We start from the raw sequence: 19,936 nt of genomic DNA, 5'->3' as shown, positions 1-19,936 counted from the left end.
GAACAAGATGGGTTTGCTGAGTCTGGCGATCTGGACGCCAATCTTCTTTGGCGTCGTGCTGCTCGCCTTTGGCCGGGACGATCAGGCGCAGATGGTGCGCTGGATCGCGCTCATCGGCGCCCTGGTGGGCCTGGCGGTTACGGTGCCGCTGTACACCGGATTTGAGGTCGGCAGCGCCGCGATGCAGTTCGTGGAGAAGAGCGCCTGGATTGCACGCTTCAACATCCACTACCACCTGGGTGTGGATGGCATTTCCTTGTGGCTGGTGCTGCTCACCGCCTTCATCACGGTCATCGTGGTGATCGCCAGCTGGGAGTCCATCACCACGCGGGTGAACCAGTACATGGGCGCGTTCCTGATCCTGTCTGGACTGATGATCGGCGTCTTCAGCGCGCTCGACGCGATGCTGTTCTACGTGTTTTTCGAGGCCACGCTGATTCCGATGTACCTGATCATCGGCATCTGGGGTGGTCCCAACAAGATCTACGCGGCGTTCAAGTTTTTCCTCTACACGCTGCTGGGCTCGCTGCTCATGCTGGTGGCCCTGATCTACCTCTACACCCAGGCGGGTGGCAGCTTCGATCTGGCGACCTGGCACAAGCTTCCTCTTGGCGGTACCGCACAGACCTTGCTGTTCTTTGCCTTCTTTGCCGCTTTCGCCGTGAAGGTTCCCATGTGGCCAGTGCACACCTGGCTGCCCGATGTGCACGTGGAGGCGCCCACTGGCGGCTCGGCTGTGCTCGCGGCCATCATGCTCAAGCTCGGGGCCTATGGCTTCCTGCGCTTCTCGCTTCCCATCCTGCCCGATGCCTCGCAGGAATGGGCCTGGCTGATGATCACGCTGTCGCTGGTTGCTGTGATCTACGTGGGCCTGGTGGCCATGGTGCAGCAGGACATGAAGAAGCTGGTGGCCTACTCCTCGGTGGCCCACATGGGCTTCGTGACCCTGGGCTTCTTTGTCTTCAGCGACCTCGGCGTCTCCGGTGCCATTGTGCAGATGATTGCCCACGGCTTCGTGTCGGCAGCCATGTTCCTCTCCATCGGTGTGCTGTACGACCGGGTCCACTCACGTGAGATCGCCGACTACGGTGGTGTGGTCAACACCATGCCCAACTTCACCGCCTTCGCGCTGCTGTTCGTCATGGCCAATTGCGGCTTGCCAGGCACCGCCGGCTTCGTCGGCGAGTGGATGGTGATCCTCGCAGCGGTGAAGGCCAATTTCTGGATCGGCGCTGCCGCTGCGTCGGCCTTGATTTTTGGCGCTGCCTACTCGCTGTGGATGTTCAAGCGTGTCTACCTCGGCGCGCCGGGCAATGCCAACGTGAAGGCGCTGCTGGACCTCAACGCGCGCGAGTTCCTGGTGATGTCGCTGCTCGCCATCATGGTGCTATACATGGGCATCCACCCCAAGCCCTTCACCGACGTGATGGATGCGTCGGTCGCCGAGCTGCTGCGCCACGTTGCCATTTCCAAGCTGAACTGAGCACGCCCGCTACAAGAAGAGAACGCTCCCATGATTGACTCGCTCAGCTGGTACACGGCTTATCCCGAACTTTTGCTGCTGGTGATGGCCTGTGCCATTGCCATGATCGACCTTTTCGTGAAGTCGCCGATGCGCGGCGCCACTTACGTGCTGACCCTGCTCACGCTGGCCGCAGTGGCCCTGCTGCAAGGCCTATACGCCAGCGGTGGCGAAACGGTGATGGGCTTTGGCGGCATGGTGGTCAGCGACCCCATGGGCAACTGGCTCAAGTGTTTTGCCGCGCTGGCGATGATGGTCACACTGGTCTATGGCCGCGAGTACGCCAGCCACCGCGACATGCTGCGCGGTGGCGAAATGTTCACGTTGTCGCTGTTTGCGCTGCTGGGCATGTTCGTCATGATCTCAGGCCACAACTTCCTGGTGATCTACCTCGGCCTGGAACTGCTCACGCTCTCCAGCTACGCGCTCGTGGCCCTGCGCCGCGACGACCTGCTGGCGACCGAAGCCGCGATGAAGTATTTCGTGCTGGGCGCGCTGGCCAGCGGCTTCCTGCTCTATGGCCTGTCCATGGTCTACGGCGCCACCGGCTCGCTGGACCTGGCTTCGGTGATGAAGGCCATAGCTGGTGGCGAGGCCACGCTGATGGGCTCGCCTCAGGTGCTCACTCTCGGCCTGGTGTTTGTGGTCGCCGGTCTGGCCTTCAAGCTGGGCGTTGTTCCATTCCACATGTGGGTGCCCGACGTGTACCACGGCGCGCCCACGGCGATCACGCTGATGATCGGTGGCGCACCCAAGCTGGCCGCTTTTGCGATTGTGATCCGCCTGCTGGTGGAAGGCCTGATGCCACTGGCGATTGACTGGCAACAGATGTTGACCGTGCTGGCGGTGATGTCGCTGTTGATCGGCAACCTCGCGGCCATTGCCCAGTCCAACCTCAAGCGCATGCTGGCGTTTTCCACCATTTCGCAGATGGGTTTCATGCTGCTGGGACTGCTGGCCGGGGTGGTGCAGGGCGACAGCGGCAACGCGGCCAACGCGTATGGGTCGTCCATGTTCTATGTGGTGACTTATGTGCTCACCACGCTCGGGACCTTCGGCGTGATCCTGCTGCTCTCTCGCGATGGCTTCGAATCCGAAAACATCGCCGATCTGGCAGGCCTGAACCAGCGCAGCCCGCTGTACGCCGGGGTCATGGCGATCTGCATGTTCTCGCTGGCCGGCGTGCCGCCGCTGGTGGGCTTTTACGCCAAGCTGTCGGTGCTGCAGGCGCTGCTGGCGTCCAGCGAATCGTTCTACATCGGCCTGGCGGTGTTTGCAGTGATCATGTCGCTGATCGGCGCCTTCTACTACCTGCGCCTTGTCAAGGTGATGTACTTCGATCCGCCGACGCAGACCGCCAGTATCCAGGCCGGTTTCGATGCGCGCTCCGTGCTGTCGGTCAACGGCGCTCTGGTGTTGGTGCTGGGCATCGTGCCAGGTGGCCTGATGACGCTCTGCGCGCAGGCCGTGGCCAAGCTGATGGCCTGATCGGCCACCTATCCGACCGCGCCGTTGAACCTCCGGCGGCCCGCCGAGTCGCAAACACACCATGAATCACACCACTTCTGTCTGGCTGGTCTTGCTGGTCGCCTTCATCCTGGCCAACCTGCCGTTTCTCAATGAGCGTTGGCTGGCGTTGCTGCCGCGTCGTTTGCCCAAGACCCTGTGGATCCGAGTGCTTGAGTTGCTGATCTGCTACGCCATCCTGATTGGGTTTGGCTTGACGCTGGAGCAATCGGCAGGGCAGATCGCGCCCCAGGGCTGGGAGTTCTACGCGGTGACCGGTGCGCTTTTCTTGACACTGGCTTTCCCTGGCTTCGTCTACCGCTACCTCTTCAAGCGGCGGGGCTGAGGCCTGCTGAGCGCATGTGGCTTTGGCCGCAGGGCATTTGAACACGGCGCTGCCAGCCCTTTGATCTCTTTGCCTCACCCCAGCTTTTCGATGGACAGCGATCCTCACCTGCGCGAAGAACCGCTTGGCCGCACCGAGTTGCTCAAGGGCCACTTCCTGCATGTGGTGCGCGACACCGTGCGCCTGCCCGACGGGGCCGAGGCCACGCGCGAGTTTGTGCTGCACCCCGGTGCGGTCATGGTGATTGCTCTGCTGGATGACGGCCAGGTGGTGCTGGAGCGCCAGTACCGCCATCCCATGCAGCGCGTCATGATCGAGTTCCCGGCTGGCAAGCTCGACAGTGGCGAGCCCACCCTGGTCTGCGCCCAGCGTGAGCTGCTGGAAGAGACCGGCTACCAAGCACGTGAATGGGCCTGGGCGGGTCGACTGGCGCCCACCATCGCTTACTCCGACGAGCTAATCGACATCTGGTTTGCGAAGGGTCTCAGTCTGGGCGAGCGGCGCCTGGACGCCGGCGAGTTTCTCGACGTCATCACCGCCACACCCCAGCAGCTCCAAGTCTGGTGTCGAACGGGCGAGGTTATCGATTGCAAGACGCTGGTCGGCGCGCTGTGGCTGCAGAATGTGTTGCGCGGCGAGTGGGATCTCGACTGGCGCGACGCAGCGCAAGCCGACGCTGCCGGATAATTGTTTCCATGAAAGTACTGAACCTGCAATGCAGCCACGAGCACACGTTCGAAGGCTGGTTTGCGTCCGAAGACGATTACACCGGTCAACTTGCGCGTGGGCTGGTGTCCTGCCCCTTGTGCGGCGACGGCAGTATCCGCAAGCTGTTGTCGGCGCCCCGGCTGAACCTGCGCGGCGGTCGTGATGCCGAAGCGCCGTCGGATCGCGCTTCGGCAGCTGGCAGCGGCAGTGTCGAACTCGGTATGCCCGCGCCGGGCTCGTCTCTGCAAGCCAGCCTGCTGCAGGCGATGCGCGCCGTCATGGCCAACACAGAAGACGTGGGTGAACGCTTTGCCGATCAGGCGCGCGCCATGCACCACGGGGAAATCGACCAACGCGCCATTCGCGGACGCACCAGTGCCGAAGTGGCGCTGGAGCTGATCGAGGAGGGCATCGAAGTGATGCCGCTGCCAACGTTGCCGGCCCTCAAAGAAACCCTGCAATAGCGCAGTCGCGGAGCGACCCACGCAGCTTAGGAGCGTCGGGGCCACATGCCTACGCGGTGAACTGCAGCGCCGCGAGCCCGGCGTAGACGCCGCCGCGCGCCACCAGTTCGGCATGCGTGCCTTGCTCTACAAGGCGCCCATGCTCCAGCACCACGATGTGATCGGCGCGCTGCACAGTCGCGAGTCGGTGCGCGATCACCAGGGTCGTCCGGTCCTTCATGGCTGACTCCAGCGCAGCTTGCACCATGCGCTCGCTTTGTGCATCCAGCGCGCTGGTGGCTTCGTCGAGGAGCAGCAGCGGCGGGTTTTTCAGCATGGCGCGCGCGATAGCGATGCGCTGGCGCTGGCCACCCGAGAGGCGCACGCCGCGCTCGCCCAGAAAGGTGTCGTATTGCTCGGGCAGCTGGGCAATGAACTCGTCGGCGAAGGCGGCTTCGGCCGCAGCCTTGACCTCGGCATCGGTGGCCTCGGGGCACCCGTAGCGGATGTTCTCCAGCGCGCTGCTGGAGAAAATCACCGGGTCTTGCGGCACGATGCCGATACGCTCGCGCAGGTCGTGCAAGCTCATCTGCTGGATGGGTACGCCATCCACCTCGATGTGGCCGAGGGCCGGGTCGTAGTAACGCAGCAGCAGGCCAAACACCGTGCTTTTGCCGGCGCCGCTGGCGCCCACTAGCGCCACGGTCTGACCCGGTTGCACAAACAGGCTGAAGTCGGTGAGCGCCGCCTGTTGTGGCCTAGAAGGGTAGTTGAACCCCAGCTTGTGGAACACCACCGCGCTGCCGCCCTCGGGCAGCGGCACCTGCACCGGTTGCTCGGGCGACTGCACGGGCGACTGGCTGGCCAGCAGCTCCATCAGCCGCTCACTGGCGCCTGCTGCGCGCAGCAGGTCGCCGTAGACCTCGCCCAGCACCGCGACCGCACCAGCAAAAATGATCACGTACAGCACCGCCTGCCCGAGCTGGCCGGCGGTGATCTGCCCGGCGATCACCGCCTGGGTGCCCTGGTACAGGCCCCAGAGGATCAGTGCCGAGTTGGCAATGATGATGAAAGCTACGAGCACTGCGCGCGCGCGGCTGCGCTTGACCGCTGTGCTGAAGGCGTGTTCGGTGGACTGATCGAAACGCTGGGATTCCCGGTCTTCCGCGGTGTAGCTCTGCACGATGGGAATGGCGTTGAGCACCTCGGCGGCGATCGCGCTGGAATCGGCCACGCGGTCCTGACTGGCGCGAGAGAGCTTGCGCACGCGCCGGCCAAACCACATCGCCGGCAGCACCACCAGCCCCACCACAAGCAGCACCTGCACCATCACATAGGGATGGCTCCAGACCAGCATGATGAGTGCACCCAGGCCCATGACGGCGTTGCGCAGCCCCATAGACAGGGATGAGCCGACCACGGTCTGCACCAGGGTGGTGTCGGTCGTCAGCCGGCTCAGGACTTCGCCGGTCTGCGTGGTCTCGAAGAACTGGGGGCTTTGCCGCAGCACATGGCTGTAGACGGCGTTGCGCAGGTCGGCTGTGATGCGCTCGCCCAGCCAGCTCACCACATAGAAGCGGCCGGCCGAAAACACACCCAAGGCCACCGCCACACCGAACAGCTCGATGAAATGCCCGCGCAGCCCCATGGCCTGGGCGCTGGTGTCCCCCGCGATCAAGCCGCCATCGATCAGGTGGCGCAAGGCGACCGGAAACAGCAAGGTGGCCGCCGCAGCCAGCACCAGGAACAGGATCGCCAGTCCGATCTGGAGCTTGTAGGGCCGCATGAAGGGCAGCAGGCCACTCAGGGAGGTGGGTGACTGGCCTTTGGGCCGCTCGGTGTTGATCGCAGAACTCATGTGCCAAGTGTGCCGGTTTTTTTGCCGGTCCCGCTGCGCCAGGTGGCCGCGCGCAGGTCGATATGCAGCGCCGGTATCGGGCATGGCCCGATTGGCATCGGTGATTCCGGATGGGAATGAAGTTGCACTCTCATAATTCGGAAGTTCTGCAACGCAAGCGGCAGCCCCGGCCTGGAACACCCGCCCGGAGCCCCCAGGCGGACAGGTCTAAGATGAAAGCAAGGCCCAGCCGGGTGGCCAGGCGGCGCGATACACCATCCCTCGCCTGCACCAGCCGCCCATTACAGGAGACAAGACATGCCCGCCCACGCGCTCAACGAGCTCATCAAGCACACGCAGGACCAAGGTGGCAGCGATGCCGCGCGACTGATCGAGTTCGTGCCAGCCTATTTCGCCAACACCGACCCGGGCGAGATCGAAGACCGGGGTGCGGCCACGCTGTTTGCGATTGCCAACGCGCACTGGCGCCTGCTGGAATCGGTGCGCCCGCCCAAGTTCGAAAAGGTCCGGGTGTTCAACCCGACCCTGGCCGAAGATGGCTTCGTCAGTGACCACACGACGATCCAGATCGTACATCCCGACATGCCGTTTCTCGTCGATTCGGTCACCATGGCGGTCAACCGCAGCGGTCGCACCGCTCACTGGATTGTTCACCCGCTGATGGCGGTGCAGCGCGATGACAAGGGCCGCGTCAGCGAAGCGGCGCCCGCGTCCGCGGGGCGCAAGCCCGGCGCCGAAGTGGTGTCGATGATTTTTGTGGAGTGCGACCGCATCGTCAGCGAGGCCGACATGGCCGCACTCGCCACCGACCTGGCGAGCGTGCTCAAAGATGTGCGCTGCGCGGTGAAAGACTGGCGCCCGATGCTGGAGCGTGTGCGCGAGCTGGCCCAGGAGTCAGCGCGCTCCTCACTCTCGTCGGTCAACCAGCAGGAGGGCATTGAGTTCCTGCAATGGCTGGAAGACAAGCACTTCACCTTCCTCGGCGCCCGCAACTACGAGCTCGCGCGCGAAGGCAGCACCGTGACCCTAGCCGCCGTACCCGACTCGGGTCTGGGCATCTTGCGCGGCGAGGTGCAGACGCCGGTCAGCCGCCTGCCCGAAGGTGCGGTCAGCCTGCTCGATTCCGATCAACTGGTGCTGGTCACCAAGGCCATGACGCGCGCCACCGTGCATCGCCCGGCCTGGCTCGACTACATCGCCGTCAAGCGTTTCGACGACGCAGGGCAGGTGGTGGGCGAAGCCCGGTTCCTGGGGCTGTACACCTCTACCGCCTATCAGGCGCCGGTGCATGAAATCCCGCAGGTTCGTGTCCGCGCGCAACAGGTGTTGCATGACGCGGGCGTGATGCCCGAGAGCCACACCGCCAAATCGCTGCAGGCGATTCTGGAGGCCTACCCGCGCGACGAGTTGTTCCAGATCGATCAGTCCACCCTGAGCGAACACGCCTTGGCCATCCTGCGGCTGCAGGAGCGCCAGCGCACCCGCGTGCTGCTGCGGCGCGACCCCTTCGGCCGCTTCACTTCGGCCCAGGTGTTTGTGCCGCGCGACCGCTACAACACCGAGCTGCGCATGAAGGTCGGCCAGGAGTTGATGGACGCGCTCGACGGTCAGGCACTCGAATTCACGCCCATGCTGACCGACAGCCCGCTGGCCCGCATCCACTACCTGGTGCGCGCCAACGAGCTAGCGCCTGAGAACGTGGACCTGCGTGCGCTGGAGGCGCGCGTCGCCCGACTCGCACAGCGCTGGGAAGACGACTGCACCCAGGAGCTGCTGCACGCGCTGGGCGAGGGCCAGGGCCTGGCCATGGCGCACCGGTTTGCATCCGCTTTTTCGGCCGCCTATCGGGAGGACTTTTCGGCTGCCGTGGGCGCGGAGGACGCCCAGGTGCTGGCCCAGCTCACCCCCGAGCAGCCGCTGGCGGTGAAGCTCTACCGGCCGCTCAATGCAGGCGACGGCATGCTGCGTTTCAAGATTTACAACAACGCCAAGGTGGCGCTGTCGGACTCGCTGCCGGTGCTCGAGCGCATGGGCGCGCGGGTGCTGGATGAGCACCCCTACCGCATCGGCCGGGGCGCCGACGCGCCCGAGCTGTGGTTGCACGACATCGGTCTGCAGATGGCCCCCGACACCGATTTTTCGGCCATCCGCGTCCGCTTCGAGGCGTTGTTTGCCCAGGCCTGGAAGGGCGAGGTGGAGAGCGACGATCTCAACAAGCTGTTGCTGAGCACCACCCTGGGCGCGCGCGAGATCACCGTGTTGCGCGCCTACACGCGTTATTTCAAGCAGCTCGGTCTTCCGTTCAGCCAGAGCTACATCGAAGCCGCGCTGAACAACAACGCGCCCATCGCCCAGGAAATCTGTGCGCTGTTCGCAGCCCGCTTCGATCCCTCTTTCGAAGGGGATCGTGACCAGGAGCGAGCGCGGCGTCGGGCTCGCATCGAGGAGCTGCTCGGCGACGTGGAGAGCCTGGACGACGACCGCATCCTGCGCCAGTTCTACGCCAGCCTGGTCGCCACCTTGCGCACCAATGCGTGGCAGACCAAGGCGGATGGCGGTTTCAAGCCCTACATCAGTTTCAAGTTCGATCCCCGCAAGCTGCCCGGTGTGCCCGAGCCCAAGCCGCTTTTCGAGATCTGGGTCTATTCACCGCGCGTCGAAGGCGTTCACATGCGCGGCGGCAAGGTGGCGCGCGGCGGCCTGCGCTGGTCAGACCGGCGCGAGGACTTCCGCACCGAGATCCTGGGCCTGGTGAAAGCGCAGCAGGTGAAGAACACGGTGATCGTGCCGGTAGGCTCCAAGGGTGGCTTCGTGGTGAAAAACCCGCCACCGGCCAGCGACCGCGAGGCCTTTCTGGCAGAAGGCGTGGCCTGCTATCGCACCTTTCTCTCGGGCATGCTGGATGTGACCGACAACCTGGTCAAAGGCCAGGTGGTGCCGCCCAGGCAGGTGGTGCGCCATGATGAGGACGACCCCTACCTGGTGGTCGCCGCCGACAAGGGCACGGCCACGTTCTCCGACATCGCCAACAGCCTGTCGGCCGACTACGGCTTCTGGCTTGGCGACGCTTTTGCCTCGGGCGGCTCGGTGGGCTACGACCACAAAAAGATGGGTATCACCGCGCGCGGCGCCTGGGAGTCGGTCAAGCGCCACTTCCTGTCGATGGACGTCAATTCCCAGACCACCCGCTTCACCGTGGCCGGTGTCGGTGACATGTCGGGTGACGTGTTTGGCAACGGCATGCTGCTGTCTGAACACATCGCGCTGGTGGCGGCGTTCGACCACCGCCACATTTTCATCGACCCGACGCCCGACGTGGCAATCTCGTACGCCGAGCGCAAGCGGCTGTTTCAGCTGCCGCGATCCAGCTGGGCCGACTACGACAAAAGCCTGATCTCGGTCGGTGGTGGCATCTACCCGCGCAGCGCCAAGTCGATCAAGCTCTCCGAACAGGCGCGCGCCGCGCTCGGCACCGAGGCCGAGGAACTGACGCCCGCCGAGCTGCTGCGCGTGGTGCTGCTCGCGCCGGTGGACCTGCTGTACAACGGCGGTATCGGCACTTACGTGAAAGCCACGTTTGAAACCCATGCCCAGGTCGGTGACAAGGCCAGCGATGCATTCAGGGTCAACGGTTCGGAGCTGCGCTGCAAGGTGCTGGCCGAGGGCGGCAACCTCGGCGCGACGCAAAACGGTCGCATCGAGTTCGCGGCCAAAGGTGGGCGCGTGTACACCGATGCCATCGACAACTCGGCCGGGGTCGACTGCTCCGACCACGAGGTCAACATCAAGATCCTGCTCGACCGCGTGGTCGAGGCTGGCGACCTCACGCTCAAGCAGCGCAACGACCTGCTGGCCTCAATGACCGACGAGGTGGCGCAGCTGGTGCTGAGCGACAACTACTACCAGACGCAGTCCATCGACGTGGCACGCAACCGCCCGCTGTACCTGCTGGACGGTCAGCAGCGCCTGATGCAGGCGCTGGAGGCCGCCGGCAGGCTCAACCGCACGATCGAGTTCTTGCCTACCGACGATGAAATCGTGCGCCGCCGTGCCCACAAGCAGGGCCTGACCGCGCCCGAGGGCGCGGTGGTTCTGGCCTACGCCAAGATGTGGCTATTCGACGAGCTCATGGCCAGCAGCCTGCCCGACGATCCCTACTTCAACAGCAAGCTTCAGGCCTATTTCCCGCGGGTGCTGAATGAGAAGTTCGGGGATGCGGTGGCGACCCACCCGCTGCGGCGCGAAATCATCGCCACCTCCGTCACCAACTCGGTGCTCAACCGAACTGGCGCCACCTTCGTCAACTACGTGGCGGCCGAGGCCAGCACCACCGCGTCCCATGTGGTGCGGGCCTATACCCTGGCACGCGAAATCTTCGACCTGGAGCCGCTGTGGGACCGCATTGACGCGCTCGACCACCGCGTCAGCAGCGCGTTGCAGCTCGATCTGCTGAGCCAGCTGACCACCATCGCCCAGCGGGCCTCGCGCTGGATCCTGCGCGTGTGTGCCGACGGCAGCGAGCTGCCAACGCTGATCGCGCGCTACCAGCCCGGGACGCGAGACATGCGCGCCCAACTCGGGGCCTGGCTATCGCCCAAGACCCTCGAGCACTGGCAGGCGGCCGTGCAGACCCTGATGGACGCCGGCGTCGAGCCCGATCTGGCGCAGAGCCTGGCCGCGCTCGACCATCTTTTCCCGGCGCTGGACCTGGTGGACCTGGCGCAAGAGACCAACTCCAGCCTCGAACAGGCGGCGCGTGTTTACTTCGAAGTGGACGCCGAGCTGGGCCTGAGGCACTGGCGCACCGAGATCGTCCGCCTGCCCACAGACACCCTGTGGCAGACCCAGGCGCGCAGCAGCGCGCGCGACGATGTGTACGCCATTGCCAGCCAGATCACGCGTTCGCTGCTGTCCAAAGGCATCGACCTGGCCAGCTGGACCGAGCGCCACGCGGCAGCGATCGAGCGCCTGCGCCATCTGCGCCAGACCATCAGCACCCAGACGCCCGACCTTGCGCCGGTGTCGGTGGCGCTGCGCGAATTGCGCAACCTGGCCTGAGCATCATTGACCGGTTGAATCCGCCACCCATTCCAGTCGGACGGCAGCCCGGATTGTTTGCCCTGAAGCCGCCGTTCGCAGGATCAGCACGACAGCCTGCTGTTAGCGCGGAACCTCGACGCCAGTCAGCGGACGTTCGCCATGAGTTAGTCGGCAGCGATGCGGCGTGTACGGTCGGCGCTCGGCGAGCACTGTAGACAGCCCATCCAATGACTGCTGCTCTGGACACCGAATTCGCGCAGTTGCAGGCGAAGGGTCGGCCGATCGAGCCGCTGGCAGCCGCAGCGGACGCTGGTTGATGGAGGTCATGGGCCATTGGCCGCGGCACTCAGCGTCTAAACTAGTTCACCATGGCCATGCCCGCATTCGACTTCGACCTCGTCGTTCAGCGCCTGCTGAGCGAGGCCTACGGACTGATCGCGGCGTTGCCTCTGCTGGCGCTGTCACTGGTGGCGGTGTGGGTCTGCTGGCTGCTCGGTGGCTGGTTTTCGCGGCGCACGTTGCTGGACCGCGTGTCGCAGCGCAACCCCTTCATGCGCGACTTGGCGCGTACCACCGTGCGGTGGGGTGTGACGCTACTGGGCGTGCTCGTGGCGCTGGAGATCTTGAACGCCACCGCGCTCGTCGGCGCGCTGCTCGGCACTGCCGGCGTGCTGGGCGTAGCGATCGGCTTCGCGTTCAAGGACACGCTGGAGAACTACCTAGCTGGCATCCTCATGAGCCTGCGCCAACCCTTCTCGCCGCGCGATCACGTCGTGATCGACGGCAACGAGGGCGTCGTGGTCTCGATGACTTCGCGCGCCACGATCCTGATGACGCTCGACGGCAACCACCTGCGGTTGCCCAACGCGCTGGTGTTCCGCAGCGTCACGCTCAACTACACGCGCAATCCGAGCCGGCGTTTCGAGTTCGACGTGGGCATCGGGGTCGGCGAAGACCTCGTGACGGCACAGCACATCGGCACGGCGGAACTGTTACGCCTGCCAGGTGTGATGCAGACGCCGCCACCGCGCGCCTACATCGCCGCGTTGGGTGACTCGAACGTGCAGGTGCGGTTTCTCGGCTGGGTCGACCAGCGCTTGCACGATTTCCTGATGGTCCGCAGCGAGGCCATCCGCACCGTCAAGCTCGCGCTCGAAGTGGCCGACATGGACATGCCGGAGCCGATCTATCGGGTGCAGTTGAGCGACCGCGCCGAGCTGGTGGCTGCGCCGCCGGCACCGCCGCGACCTCCGCGTGCGCCGTCGACCAAGAGCCCGGTCGACACCCGCGTCATCGACGACCTGTCACCGCAAATCGATGCCGAACCGAAGTCGCGCACCGCGCCCGACCTGCTGGACCCGAGCGCGCCGAAGGAGTAGTGAGCGTCTCCGTGCGTGCCGCCGCGCCTGCGCCTTGCAGGCCGCCGACCACCGTCGGCACACGAGCGCACGTTGACGTTGGCCGCGATCCGTTCGACGGCTGGCGATCGTCGATTAGCGGTCCGCGGCCCAGCGAACCCGAGTTGAACGGTCTCGGCAACCGCCGACATCCGTGCGCCAAGTCCGAACGGCTTCTGCCAGTCTTGAACTGCCGCACAGCGGCCTGCGGCTCGCTACGCCAGCTGACTTGGTGCGCCAAGATCGAGAGGCCTGCAGCCGCTCAGGCAGCCCGAGGCGAGCTTCCTTCGCGGAAATCACTTTCAGGGCACTGCCGTAGCCGCTTCAGGTTGGCCGCCGCGCTTGGCGCTTCGATGCCATCAGTCCCGCCATGCGATGCATGAATTCCTGCGGCCCGAATGTGCCCGGATCGGTTGCCGGGAAGCTCACCCCTGGTGAGAGGCCGTTGCTGGCCGGGATCGCCGGTTCGCGGCCACCCGCCGATAGCAGCCATACGATCAGGCGCTGACTGAACGGCCGGTCTTCGAGTCGGCGAACTCAACATCTCGACCATTCCTGGTCTTTCGACTTGCGAAACTGATGGCCGGTTAGCGGTCACTGAATCGTCGTCAAATGCCCTTCAAAAGCGCCTTCAACGTCTCCAGCCGCGCTGGCTTGATCGCTTGTGTCATGGTGTCCTTGGTGCGATGGGGAGGATGTCCACGCATAGTGATGCGTTGCGCGCGCGCCGCCTGTTCGCTTCTACACCAAGGCGCCACGGCACTATATCCACCTAGGACTGGCTGTTTGAGAGTTGCTGGCGGTTGATGCCTGCGAGCTTAGGGTGCGTGGCGCAGCGTACCGACACGTTTGGCCGCACGACGTAATCTGCCCTGTCGTCACTTCTCATCAGCTGCAGGTACGGTCATCTCCTTGCCGGTGACCGCAGTCAGACGAAAAAGGCGGCGTGTAAATCAACCCAAAGGAACCATCATGAAAACTTCAAAACTGCTGTTGGCAGGTGCTGCAGCACTGGCATTGGCCGGATGCATTTCGGCGCCTGCTGGTCCTGCGGGCGCAACAGGCGCGACCGGCGCCACGGGGTACACAGGGGCAACGGGTGGCGCGGGCGCGACAGGTGCCACGGGCGATACCGGGGCAACGGGCTATACAGGTGCCACGGGTGTCACAACCGGTGGCGCAGTCGTCATCGTCCCGGCGCAGTAGCGGCAGCAGGGGTGCTGAACAGGTGTTGCCACCTGTTGGCACTAGCGGGTGAATCTGGGTGCTGCTCAGGCAGGGCACACATTGGCGCGTCCAGGTTGACACGATTCCGATGAACGTGGATGTGGCCATTTGGCCACATCTCAACGCTACAGAACCAGTCGACATCCAACGTGGGTGACAGGGCGGGCAACCGCCGCAGAGCACGTTCGTCTGAGCCTCTTCCCACTCAGGAAAGCACCGTATGACAACCGCATCTTCAATCTTTCGTTATCTCACCCTGTCGGCGTTGATGACATTGGTTTTTGCCGCTAACGCGCTGGCTGAATCGCCAAACGAGCAGACCCAGGCGCAGGCGCGCTACCGGCAGGACATGGCCATTTGCAACAGCGGCCAGTCCAACCAGAGCGCTGCCACCTGCCGCCGGGAGGCGGGTAGCGCCCTGGCCGAAGCGAAACGCGGCACTCTCCACACCAACGCGCCGCAATACCAACGCAATGCGTTACGACGCTGCGTTGTGCATCAGGGGGATGATCGCGTGGCCTGCGAAGCACGCATCATTGGTCAGGGTGATGTCACCAGCGGAATCCAGGCAGGTGGGCTCTTGCGCAAAAGCATCACTGTGACACCAGCACAGTAGGAATGTCACCATCGGCCAGCAGCTTGGGAATGGCCCGCAGGCAGTCTTGACGTGCCAGGACGCTTGGCTGTAGCGTGCAGTGCCAGGTGGCCTGAGACCGTGCGGCCACTGCTTGCTTGCGCAAAGCGCTCTGGTCCGCAGCACGACGTACCACGTTGTAGTAAGCCAGCAGCATGCTGATCACCAGCGTCACCGAGAGCGTGCCGAGCAACCACCGCGATCGTCCGACTGACCACAGGCCGGAGGGCCCCCCATGCGCCTTGGCCGTGTGGCTTGAAAGTGCGGCGGGCGAAGGGTGGGTGTGAAAATAGTTAGCCACGGAAAAATTGCGGCACCTGTAAAAGTTGGTGGTCAGTTTGAGATGAATGTAGGCGGGTCATGCGCGCCAGACTGTGCGGTGCACCACACAAGCGCGGCCTTGTTCGTGGCGGCCGTTTGACCCCCTGTGGGTTGTCGTTGATGGGCTGCTCTCGCTCAATCTGCTTGACCCGAATGCAAAGTCTCATCCCTGTGCCTTGTGCACCACCTGGACAACCGGGATCTGGGTGCCTGGTACCACCACCGGAGTGCTCCCCGCAGATTCTTGATCGATGCCATCAATGGCTGCCGGACGCTCGACGAGCAGGCGCGCACAGTACCCAATACCGAGTCGCTGGAGACGGGCGATTCCTCAAGTTCTGAGGTGTCCCCAGTCATACGCTGGTTGCGCGCTCCTCCCCGGTCATTCTTTGGAACTATTGCCAAGTTCTTGGGACGATCATTCGAGCTCGCGCAACTGACCTTCGAAAGCTTGCTTCGCGTTGGTGTGGGCCGTCGGCGGGGAGGCAAAGAACTCCAGCAGAGGGCTTCACAAGACCGCCGTAAGGGGCGGATACCAGCCAACAGCGGGCTCTCGTGGCTGCCCGGTTCAGGCGCTCGGGTCTGCGACCCGCACCTGCTACGGACGGCACTTGTCCTTTTTGACAGCTGGAAGTGGGCACCTGAACATAGCCATCACCAAGGGTCCCCGTCGGCTGCCTGCAGCGGCGCCGACCCCAAACGCGAGCATCTCGGGCGCCACCGGTCGCCTCTCAGCGCAGCAGCAACACAGCCACCTTGTCCCGGCGCTTGATGTCGAGGTGCAGGCCTTGGGCCTGCAGTGATTGCACAAGCTGTGTCGTCGGCATGCCGAAATCCTGAGTGGTCATCGCCATCGTTGCCATTCCGGCCAGACGCTCCAAGCGTTCAAGGGTCACCATCCCGATCCACAGCGCCTCCGGTAGATCGTTTGCCGAACCGACCTGGTAGGACGTTGGCCAAAGGCGAATCACCAGGCGATGCGACGGGTCCAGTTCCCGCTCGAAACTGATGGTCGGCCTCTCGCCCTGGTGAAGCTTCACCAGCACCGGGAGTTGCCCGAAGGTGGCGGACGGCAACAGCCAAGACAGCGTCGTGCGCAGCGTCCAAGGCGGTGGTATGCGCCACCCGCCTGCTTCGAGTTCTTGCGTGATCCCATTCGCTGTACCTGCCCACTGCACTGACAGCGGCTCCTCATGGTCACCGTCCACCTCGGTTCGACGAGCAGGCAGACGCTGCCATCCCTCAACTTGCCAATCGGCCAGAAGATCTGGGGGAGAGGGTTGGCGGGGCGCGTACTGGGCGGTGTCGGCCGCATGATGTGTCAGAACCACTGCGGCCCCCGCCACGATCAGCGCCCCCAAGGCGCTGAACGACAAGGCGCGTGCCGGCAGGCGTTCTGTGCGCACATGCTGCAGGTAAGCGATGCTGAGCAGTGCTACCCAGGCCGTGCCCAGACTCAGACTGGCGAGCACGTCCGACAACCAGTGCGCACCGAGATACAGACGCGAGAATGCGATAAGCCCGACCAGCCCTGCCGCCAGCAGCGTGATAGCGAGTCTGAGCTTGGGCCTCCTCCCTTGCGCCAGCAGAAAAGCCAGGAAACCGTAGAGCACGATGCTTGACGCGGCGTGCCCGCTCGGGAATGAGAACTGGTCGGCGCCGTCGTACATGGCGATTGGCCGCGCACGTTCCAACGCCATCTTCAGCATCCAGACCAGCGCCTGTGCGAAACCGACGGCTGTCAACCAGTAGGCCAGTGTGCGCCAGCAGCGCTTAGACGCCAGCACCACCGATACTGCGGCGATGACGGCGATTGCAACCAGGGCACTTCCCAGTTCGGTGGCGACAATCATCAGGTCGTCGACCGGGACCGTGCGCAACGCCTGCAGGGTCTTGAACACGAGTTGGTCGAACCGCACCAGTGGATCACCCGACACCACGTCTTCGAGGATGCCAAGGAACATCCAGGCTCCGCCGAGCAACATCACAGCTGCTGTAAGTAGCCCGATCGACTCCGGCCACTCGGGGTCGAGCAGCGACTGGACGACCCGCGGCAGTACGCCGGTTCTGGCACGCGCCCAGGCCACCAGCTGATCGCGCTGACGGCTGACGAACGGCCATGCGTGTCGATGGGTAATGCGCAACAACACGCTGCACAGCCAGATGACCCCGACCATCCCTGCCAGGAGGATGAGCAGGCGGGAACTCACGGCACCGGCCAACTGCAGCGAAGCACCAAAGAGCGCACCCGGTGCCAGGTGTGCTGCAGACCAGGCGATGGCAGACAGCACATTCACCAGCGTGAACCTGAGCACCGGCATGTCGGACATGCCTGCTACCACGGGGACGATGGCACGCACAGGCCCAAGGAACCGGCCCAGGAACACGCTCTTGCCGCCGTGCGCTGCAAAGTGCGCCTGCCCGCGCGCAAGCCATTCGGGATGGGTGCTCAGAGGCCACCAGGTGCGAAGCCTTTCGTGGTAGTGGCGACCGAGCCAGAAGCTGAAGCCGTCACCTAGCGTCGCGCCAATCACGGCTACCCCAGCAGCCCACCATGGATCAATGACCTGAAGACCGATCAGGACGCCGGCTGCGAAGACCACCGAACTGCCTGGTACAACTGTGCCGACTACGGCGACCGACTCCAGCAAAGCCGCGGCGAATACCAAGCCAGGCGCCAGAGCGGAGTGCTGGGTGAGGAAGTCGATCAGGGCTTGCACAGGCGCTATATGGAAAATTCGTACCGGTCATCATGACGTGAAATGCCTCACCCGCGCGAACCTGCGTCCACTCACTTCGCCAGCTGCCTGCGAATTGCCTGCAGCTCGCGTTTGCAGGCCGCGCTGATCACCGGGTAGCTCATCTCCATACCCTCCAGTGCATCGAGCGAGATCAGCCGCGCGTGATCCTTGGCGTCGGCCGGCATGATGAACCAGGGCGAGTCGGCGGTGATGGTCGCGCCCAGGGTGCGTTTGTGGCCATGCATGTACGCGTCCCACAACTTGCGCTCGGCGATGTCGGCCGCGCTGAACTCCAGTTCTTGTCGGTCTCGTCGATGCGCGCCAGCAGGCGCTGGCGCTGCTCCTCTTTCAGCAGGTGCAGGAACACCTTGATGACGCGCTTGCCGTTGGCGTGCAGGTGCTGCTTCAGGTCGACGATGGTGCGGTAGCGGCCTCGACCTCGGCGGTCTCGGGAGTGCTCAATGTGTCGGTATCGATTGTCATGAGCTTGCCTGGTTGGATGGTTGAATAGGCGCGGCTTCACCCAGGCCTGCGCCTGGGGGTGCTGCCAGGCGTACTCCTTCGCACCGAGCGAACGCGCCAAGGCGGCTGGCGGGCCCGGTGCAGGTTGGCCTGTCTGACACTCCCCCTGGTGGCAGCAAGACCGTGGGGTGGCGCGGCAAGCCGGTGTGGGTGATACGGCGCACGCCAGAAATGCAGGTGGCGTTGCTGGGTCACGATGCCGATCTCGACGACCCACAGTCAGAACGAGACCAGCAACCCGACTACGCACGCAACACGGCACGCGCCATCAAGCCCGAACTCTTCGTGGCGGTAGGCATCTGCACGCACCTGGTCTGTTCGCCCAACAAGGCTCCGGCAGGCGCGGCCAACCCCAGCCTGCCGGCCGACTGGCCGGGTGGCTTCTTCTGCGCGTGCCACGGGTCCACCTTCGATGGTGCCGGTCGGGTGTTCAAGAATAAGCCAGCACCGACGAATCTCGAAATTCCGCCCTGCCGCTTTACAAGAGACTCGCGCATCGTGGTCGGCACCGACACGTCCGCCTGATCGTCGATCTCCCGTTAGAAGGCAGCCGGGCCTGTAACGCACGACCCGGGCCGTGCATTGAGTTGCGAATGCAAGTCCGCCATGTGCGTCACCGAACAGACCGCAAGTGTGTGCAGAGAGATCATGGAAACGACGAGGCAGTCATTCCAGAGCTGTCTGCGTCAGCCGCCTTTCCGGCGGGCAATCCGCTCATTGGCCCACCCTTGGAGTTGAACCATGAATCGAATCATTTATATCGTCGGACTCGTCGTCATCGTCTTGTTTATTGCCGGGTACTTCGGCCTGCGTTGAGGGCGGAGCAGGGGCGCACTGGCCAGTGCTGTGCCGTCATTCATGACGGGCCGATCTGGCTGGTCCGAAGCCGGGACACGGTGGGCGAAGTCTCGTTGATTCGGACGATGATTCCGGGTCATTCGACCGCCGTCCCGCCGACGAGAGAGCGCAGACCGAGGATCCGCGCGTTGGCAATCTAACCAACGGGATCATCGTGGCGCAGCGCCGGGAGATCGGCAAATGAAAGCCTTGATCGGCGAAATCGAATTGAAGTAGGTCGACTAAACGTCTTTCGTGATACCGGCGAAAAGACTCTCCGGATCTGAGGTAGTGCTGCTTCTAAGGGCCGTCTATCGACGGGAAAACGAAGGCGGTCTTAGCCCAACGTCCATCCTGTTCAGCAAGATGGTTCAGCCACTCGAACTGTTCGAAGAGGGCAAGGCAGAGTCTGAGAGGACGCCCTCGCCAAGAGCTTGAGGACGTTGCGCAGATTCAATCGGTGATTGAACAGGTACTGCACTTGGTCCAAATAGCGAAACGCGTACTTCCTGATGGTGTCTGTGCGTCAGCGAACTCAACGTGTCTTCCGAACGGCGCCCGCGATCTGGCCATCCCGCAGCGCTTCTCCGACGGCGAGGATCCGAACGACCGCAGCCCTGCCGGATCCGACGGACGCGACGACAACCGATGCACGGTTCGGGCGCTTGACCCGTGGCCCGCCGCAGGCGGCCGCTGCGAGGCGTGGGCGATGGAGTGCAGCCTGCTCCACAGCGGCCGCTCAGCAGCGACGGCTTTGGGCCGAGGCTGTGTGAAAACGCTTCACGGCATGCCTGTTCAAAAATAAAATCATGGCACCCGTTTTGAGCGAGGTGC

11 protein-coding genes and 2 pseudogenes are annotated in these 19,936 nt (G+C 64.1%); 9 read left to right on the top strand and 4 right to left on the bottom strand.

The features are described from left to right. The first annotated feature begins 7 nt into the window (after positions 1–7). From GPT34_RS06560 to GPT34_RS06540, 5 genes are all read left to right on the top strand, one after another. Positions 8–1,483, top strand: coding sequence for an NADH-quinone oxidoreductase subunit M (locus GPT34_RS06560; RefSeq protein WP_291010459.1), 1,476 nt, complete (start codon positions 8–10; stop codon positions 1,481–1,483). Between the two features lie 30 nt (positions 1,484–1,513). Continuing rightward, positions 1,514–3,010: an NADH-quinone oxidoreductase subunit NuoN gene (gene nuoN, locus GPT34_RS06555; RefSeq protein WP_291010458.1), complete on the top strand. Its 1,497-nt coding sequence runs from the start codon at positions 1,514–1,516 to the stop codon at positions 3,008–3,010. Positions 3,011–3,071: 61 nt separating this feature from the next. Further along, a complete protein-coding gene (locus GPT34_RS06550; protein WP_291010457.1) occupies positions 3,072–3,374 on the top strand; it encodes a DUF2818 family protein in 303 nt (100 codons plus the stop codon). A gap of 90 nt (positions 3,375–3,464) precedes the next feature. Further along, positions 3,465–4,061 carry an NUDIX hydrolase gene (locus tag GPT34_RS06545; protein WP_291010456.1) on the top strand — a complete coding sequence of 199 codons (597 nt, stop codon included), beginning with the start codon at positions 3,465–3,467 and terminating at the stop codon, positions 4,059–4,061. An 8-nt stretch (positions 4,062–4,069) separates the two neighbouring features. After that, the gene (locus GPT34_RS06540) at positions 4,070–4,546 is read left to right on the top strand and encodes a DUF1178 family protein (protein ID WP_291010455.1); all 477 of its coding nucleotides are present in this window, start codon (positions 4,070–4,072) and stop codon (positions 4,544–4,546) included. Positions 4,547–4,595: 49 nt separating this feature from the next. Here GPT34_RS06540 and GPT34_RS06535 read toward each other — a convergent pair whose 3' ends face one another. After that, positions 4,596–6,383, bottom strand: a complete 1,788-nt coding sequence (locus tag GPT34_RS06535) for an ABC transporter transmembrane domain-containing protein (RefSeq protein ID WP_291010454.1) — start codon at positions 6,381–6,383, stop codon at positions 4,596–4,598. Between the two features lie 297 nt (positions 6,384–6,680). Between GPT34_RS06535 and GPT34_RS06530 the strand changes: the two genes are divergently transcribed. The 3 genes from GPT34_RS06530 (at position 6,681) to GPT34_RS06520 (ending at position 14,663) form a co-directional block, all read left to right on the top strand. Continuing rightward, positions 6,681–11,441, top strand: coding sequence for an NAD-glutamate dehydrogenase (locus GPT34_RS06530; RefSeq protein ID WP_291010453.1), 4,761 nt, complete (start codon positions 6,681–6,683; stop codon positions 11,439–11,441). A gap of 350 nt (positions 11,442–11,791) precedes the next feature. After that, positions 11,792–12,802, top strand: a complete 1,011-nt coding sequence (locus GPT34_RS06525) for a mechanosensitive ion channel family protein (protein WP_291010452.1) — start codon at positions 11,792–11,794, stop codon at positions 12,800–12,802. A 1,465-nt stretch (positions 12,803–14,267) separates the two neighbouring features. After that, a complete protein-coding gene (locus GPT34_RS06520) occupies positions 14,268–14,663 on the top strand; it encodes a hypothetical protein (RefSeq protein ID WP_291010451.1) in 396 nt (131 codons plus the stop codon). On the opposite strand, the gene GPT34_RS06515 is transcribed toward GPT34_RS06520, so the two are convergent. The 3 genes and pseudogenes from GPT34_RS06515 to GPT34_RS06505 form a co-directional block, all read right to left on the bottom strand. Further along, positions 14,641–14,874, bottom strand: a complete 234-nt coding sequence (locus tag GPT34_RS06515) for a hypothetical protein (protein WP_291010450.1) — start codon at positions 14,872–14,874, stop codon at positions 14,641–14,643. The two genes, GPT34_RS06520 and GPT34_RS06515, sit on opposite strands and share 23 nt — an antisense overlap. 859 nt (positions 14,875–15,733) lie before the next feature. Further along, positions 15,734–17,722, bottom strand: coding sequence for a bifunctional DedA family/phosphatase PAP2 family protein (locus GPT34_RS06510; protein WP_291010449.1), 1,989 nt, complete (start codon positions 17,720–17,722; stop codon positions 15,734–15,736). Between the two features lie 71 nt (positions 17,723–17,793). Continuing rightward, positions 17,794–18,266, bottom strand: a pseudogene (locus GPT34_RS06505) (hypothetical protein). A 77-nt stretch (positions 18,267–18,343) separates the two neighbouring features. On the opposite strand from GPT34_RS06505, the pseudogene petA reads away from it, so the two are divergent. Further along, positions 18,344–18,790 (top strand): annotated as a pseudogene (gene petA, locus GPT34_RS06500) (ubiquinol-cytochrome c reductase iron-sulfur subunit); the annotation flags it as partial. Between the last annotated feature and the right edge of the window lie 1,146 nt (positions 18,791–19,936).

The sequence above is a fragment of the Hydrogenophaga sp. genome (assembly GCF_011390835.1).
Lineage (GTDB): Bacteria > Pseudomonadota > Gammaproteobacteria > Burkholderiales > Burkholderiaceae_C > Hydrogenophaga.
The sequence above is the reverse complement of the archived record's forward strand: the minus strand, read 5'-3'. Positions and strand labels throughout refer to the sequence as shown.

Bases quoted from the DNA above. Each gene is read 5' to 3' on its own strand.
- GPT34_RS06560 (WP_291010459.1), top strand. From the start codon at position 8: ATGGGTTTGCTGAGTCTGGCGATCTGGACGCCAATCTTCTTTGGCGTC.
- nuoN (WP_291010458.1), top strand. From the start codon at position 1,514: ATGATTGACTCGCTCAGCTGGTACACGGCTTATCCCGAACTTTTGCTG.
- GPT34_RS06550 (WP_291010457.1), top strand. From the start codon at position 3,072: ATGAATCACACCACTTCTGTCTGGCTGGTCTTGCTGGTCGCCTTCATC.
- GPT34_RS06545 (WP_291010456.1), top strand. From the start codon at position 3,465: ATGGACAGCGATCCTCACCTGCGCGAAGAACCGCTTGGCCGCACCGAG.
- GPT34_RS06540 (WP_291010455.1), top strand. From the start codon at position 4,070: ATGAAAGTACTGAACCTGCAATGCAGCCACGAGCACACGTTCGAAGGC.
- GPT34_RS06535 (WP_291010454.1), bottom strand. From the start codon at position 6,383: ATGAGTTCTGCGATCAACACCGAGCGGCCCAAAGGCCAGTCACCCACC.
- GPT34_RS06530 (WP_291010453.1), top strand. From the start codon at position 6,681: ATGCCCGCCCACGCGCTCAACGAGCTCATCAAGCACACGCAGGACCAA.
- GPT34_RS06525 (WP_291010452.1), top strand. From the start codon at position 11,792: ATGGCCATGCCCGCATTCGACTTCGACCTCGTCGTTCAGCGCCTGCTG.
- GPT34_RS06520 (WP_291010451.1), top strand. From the start codon at position 14,268: ATGACAACCGCATCTTCAATCTTTCGTTATCTCACCCTGTCGGCGTTG.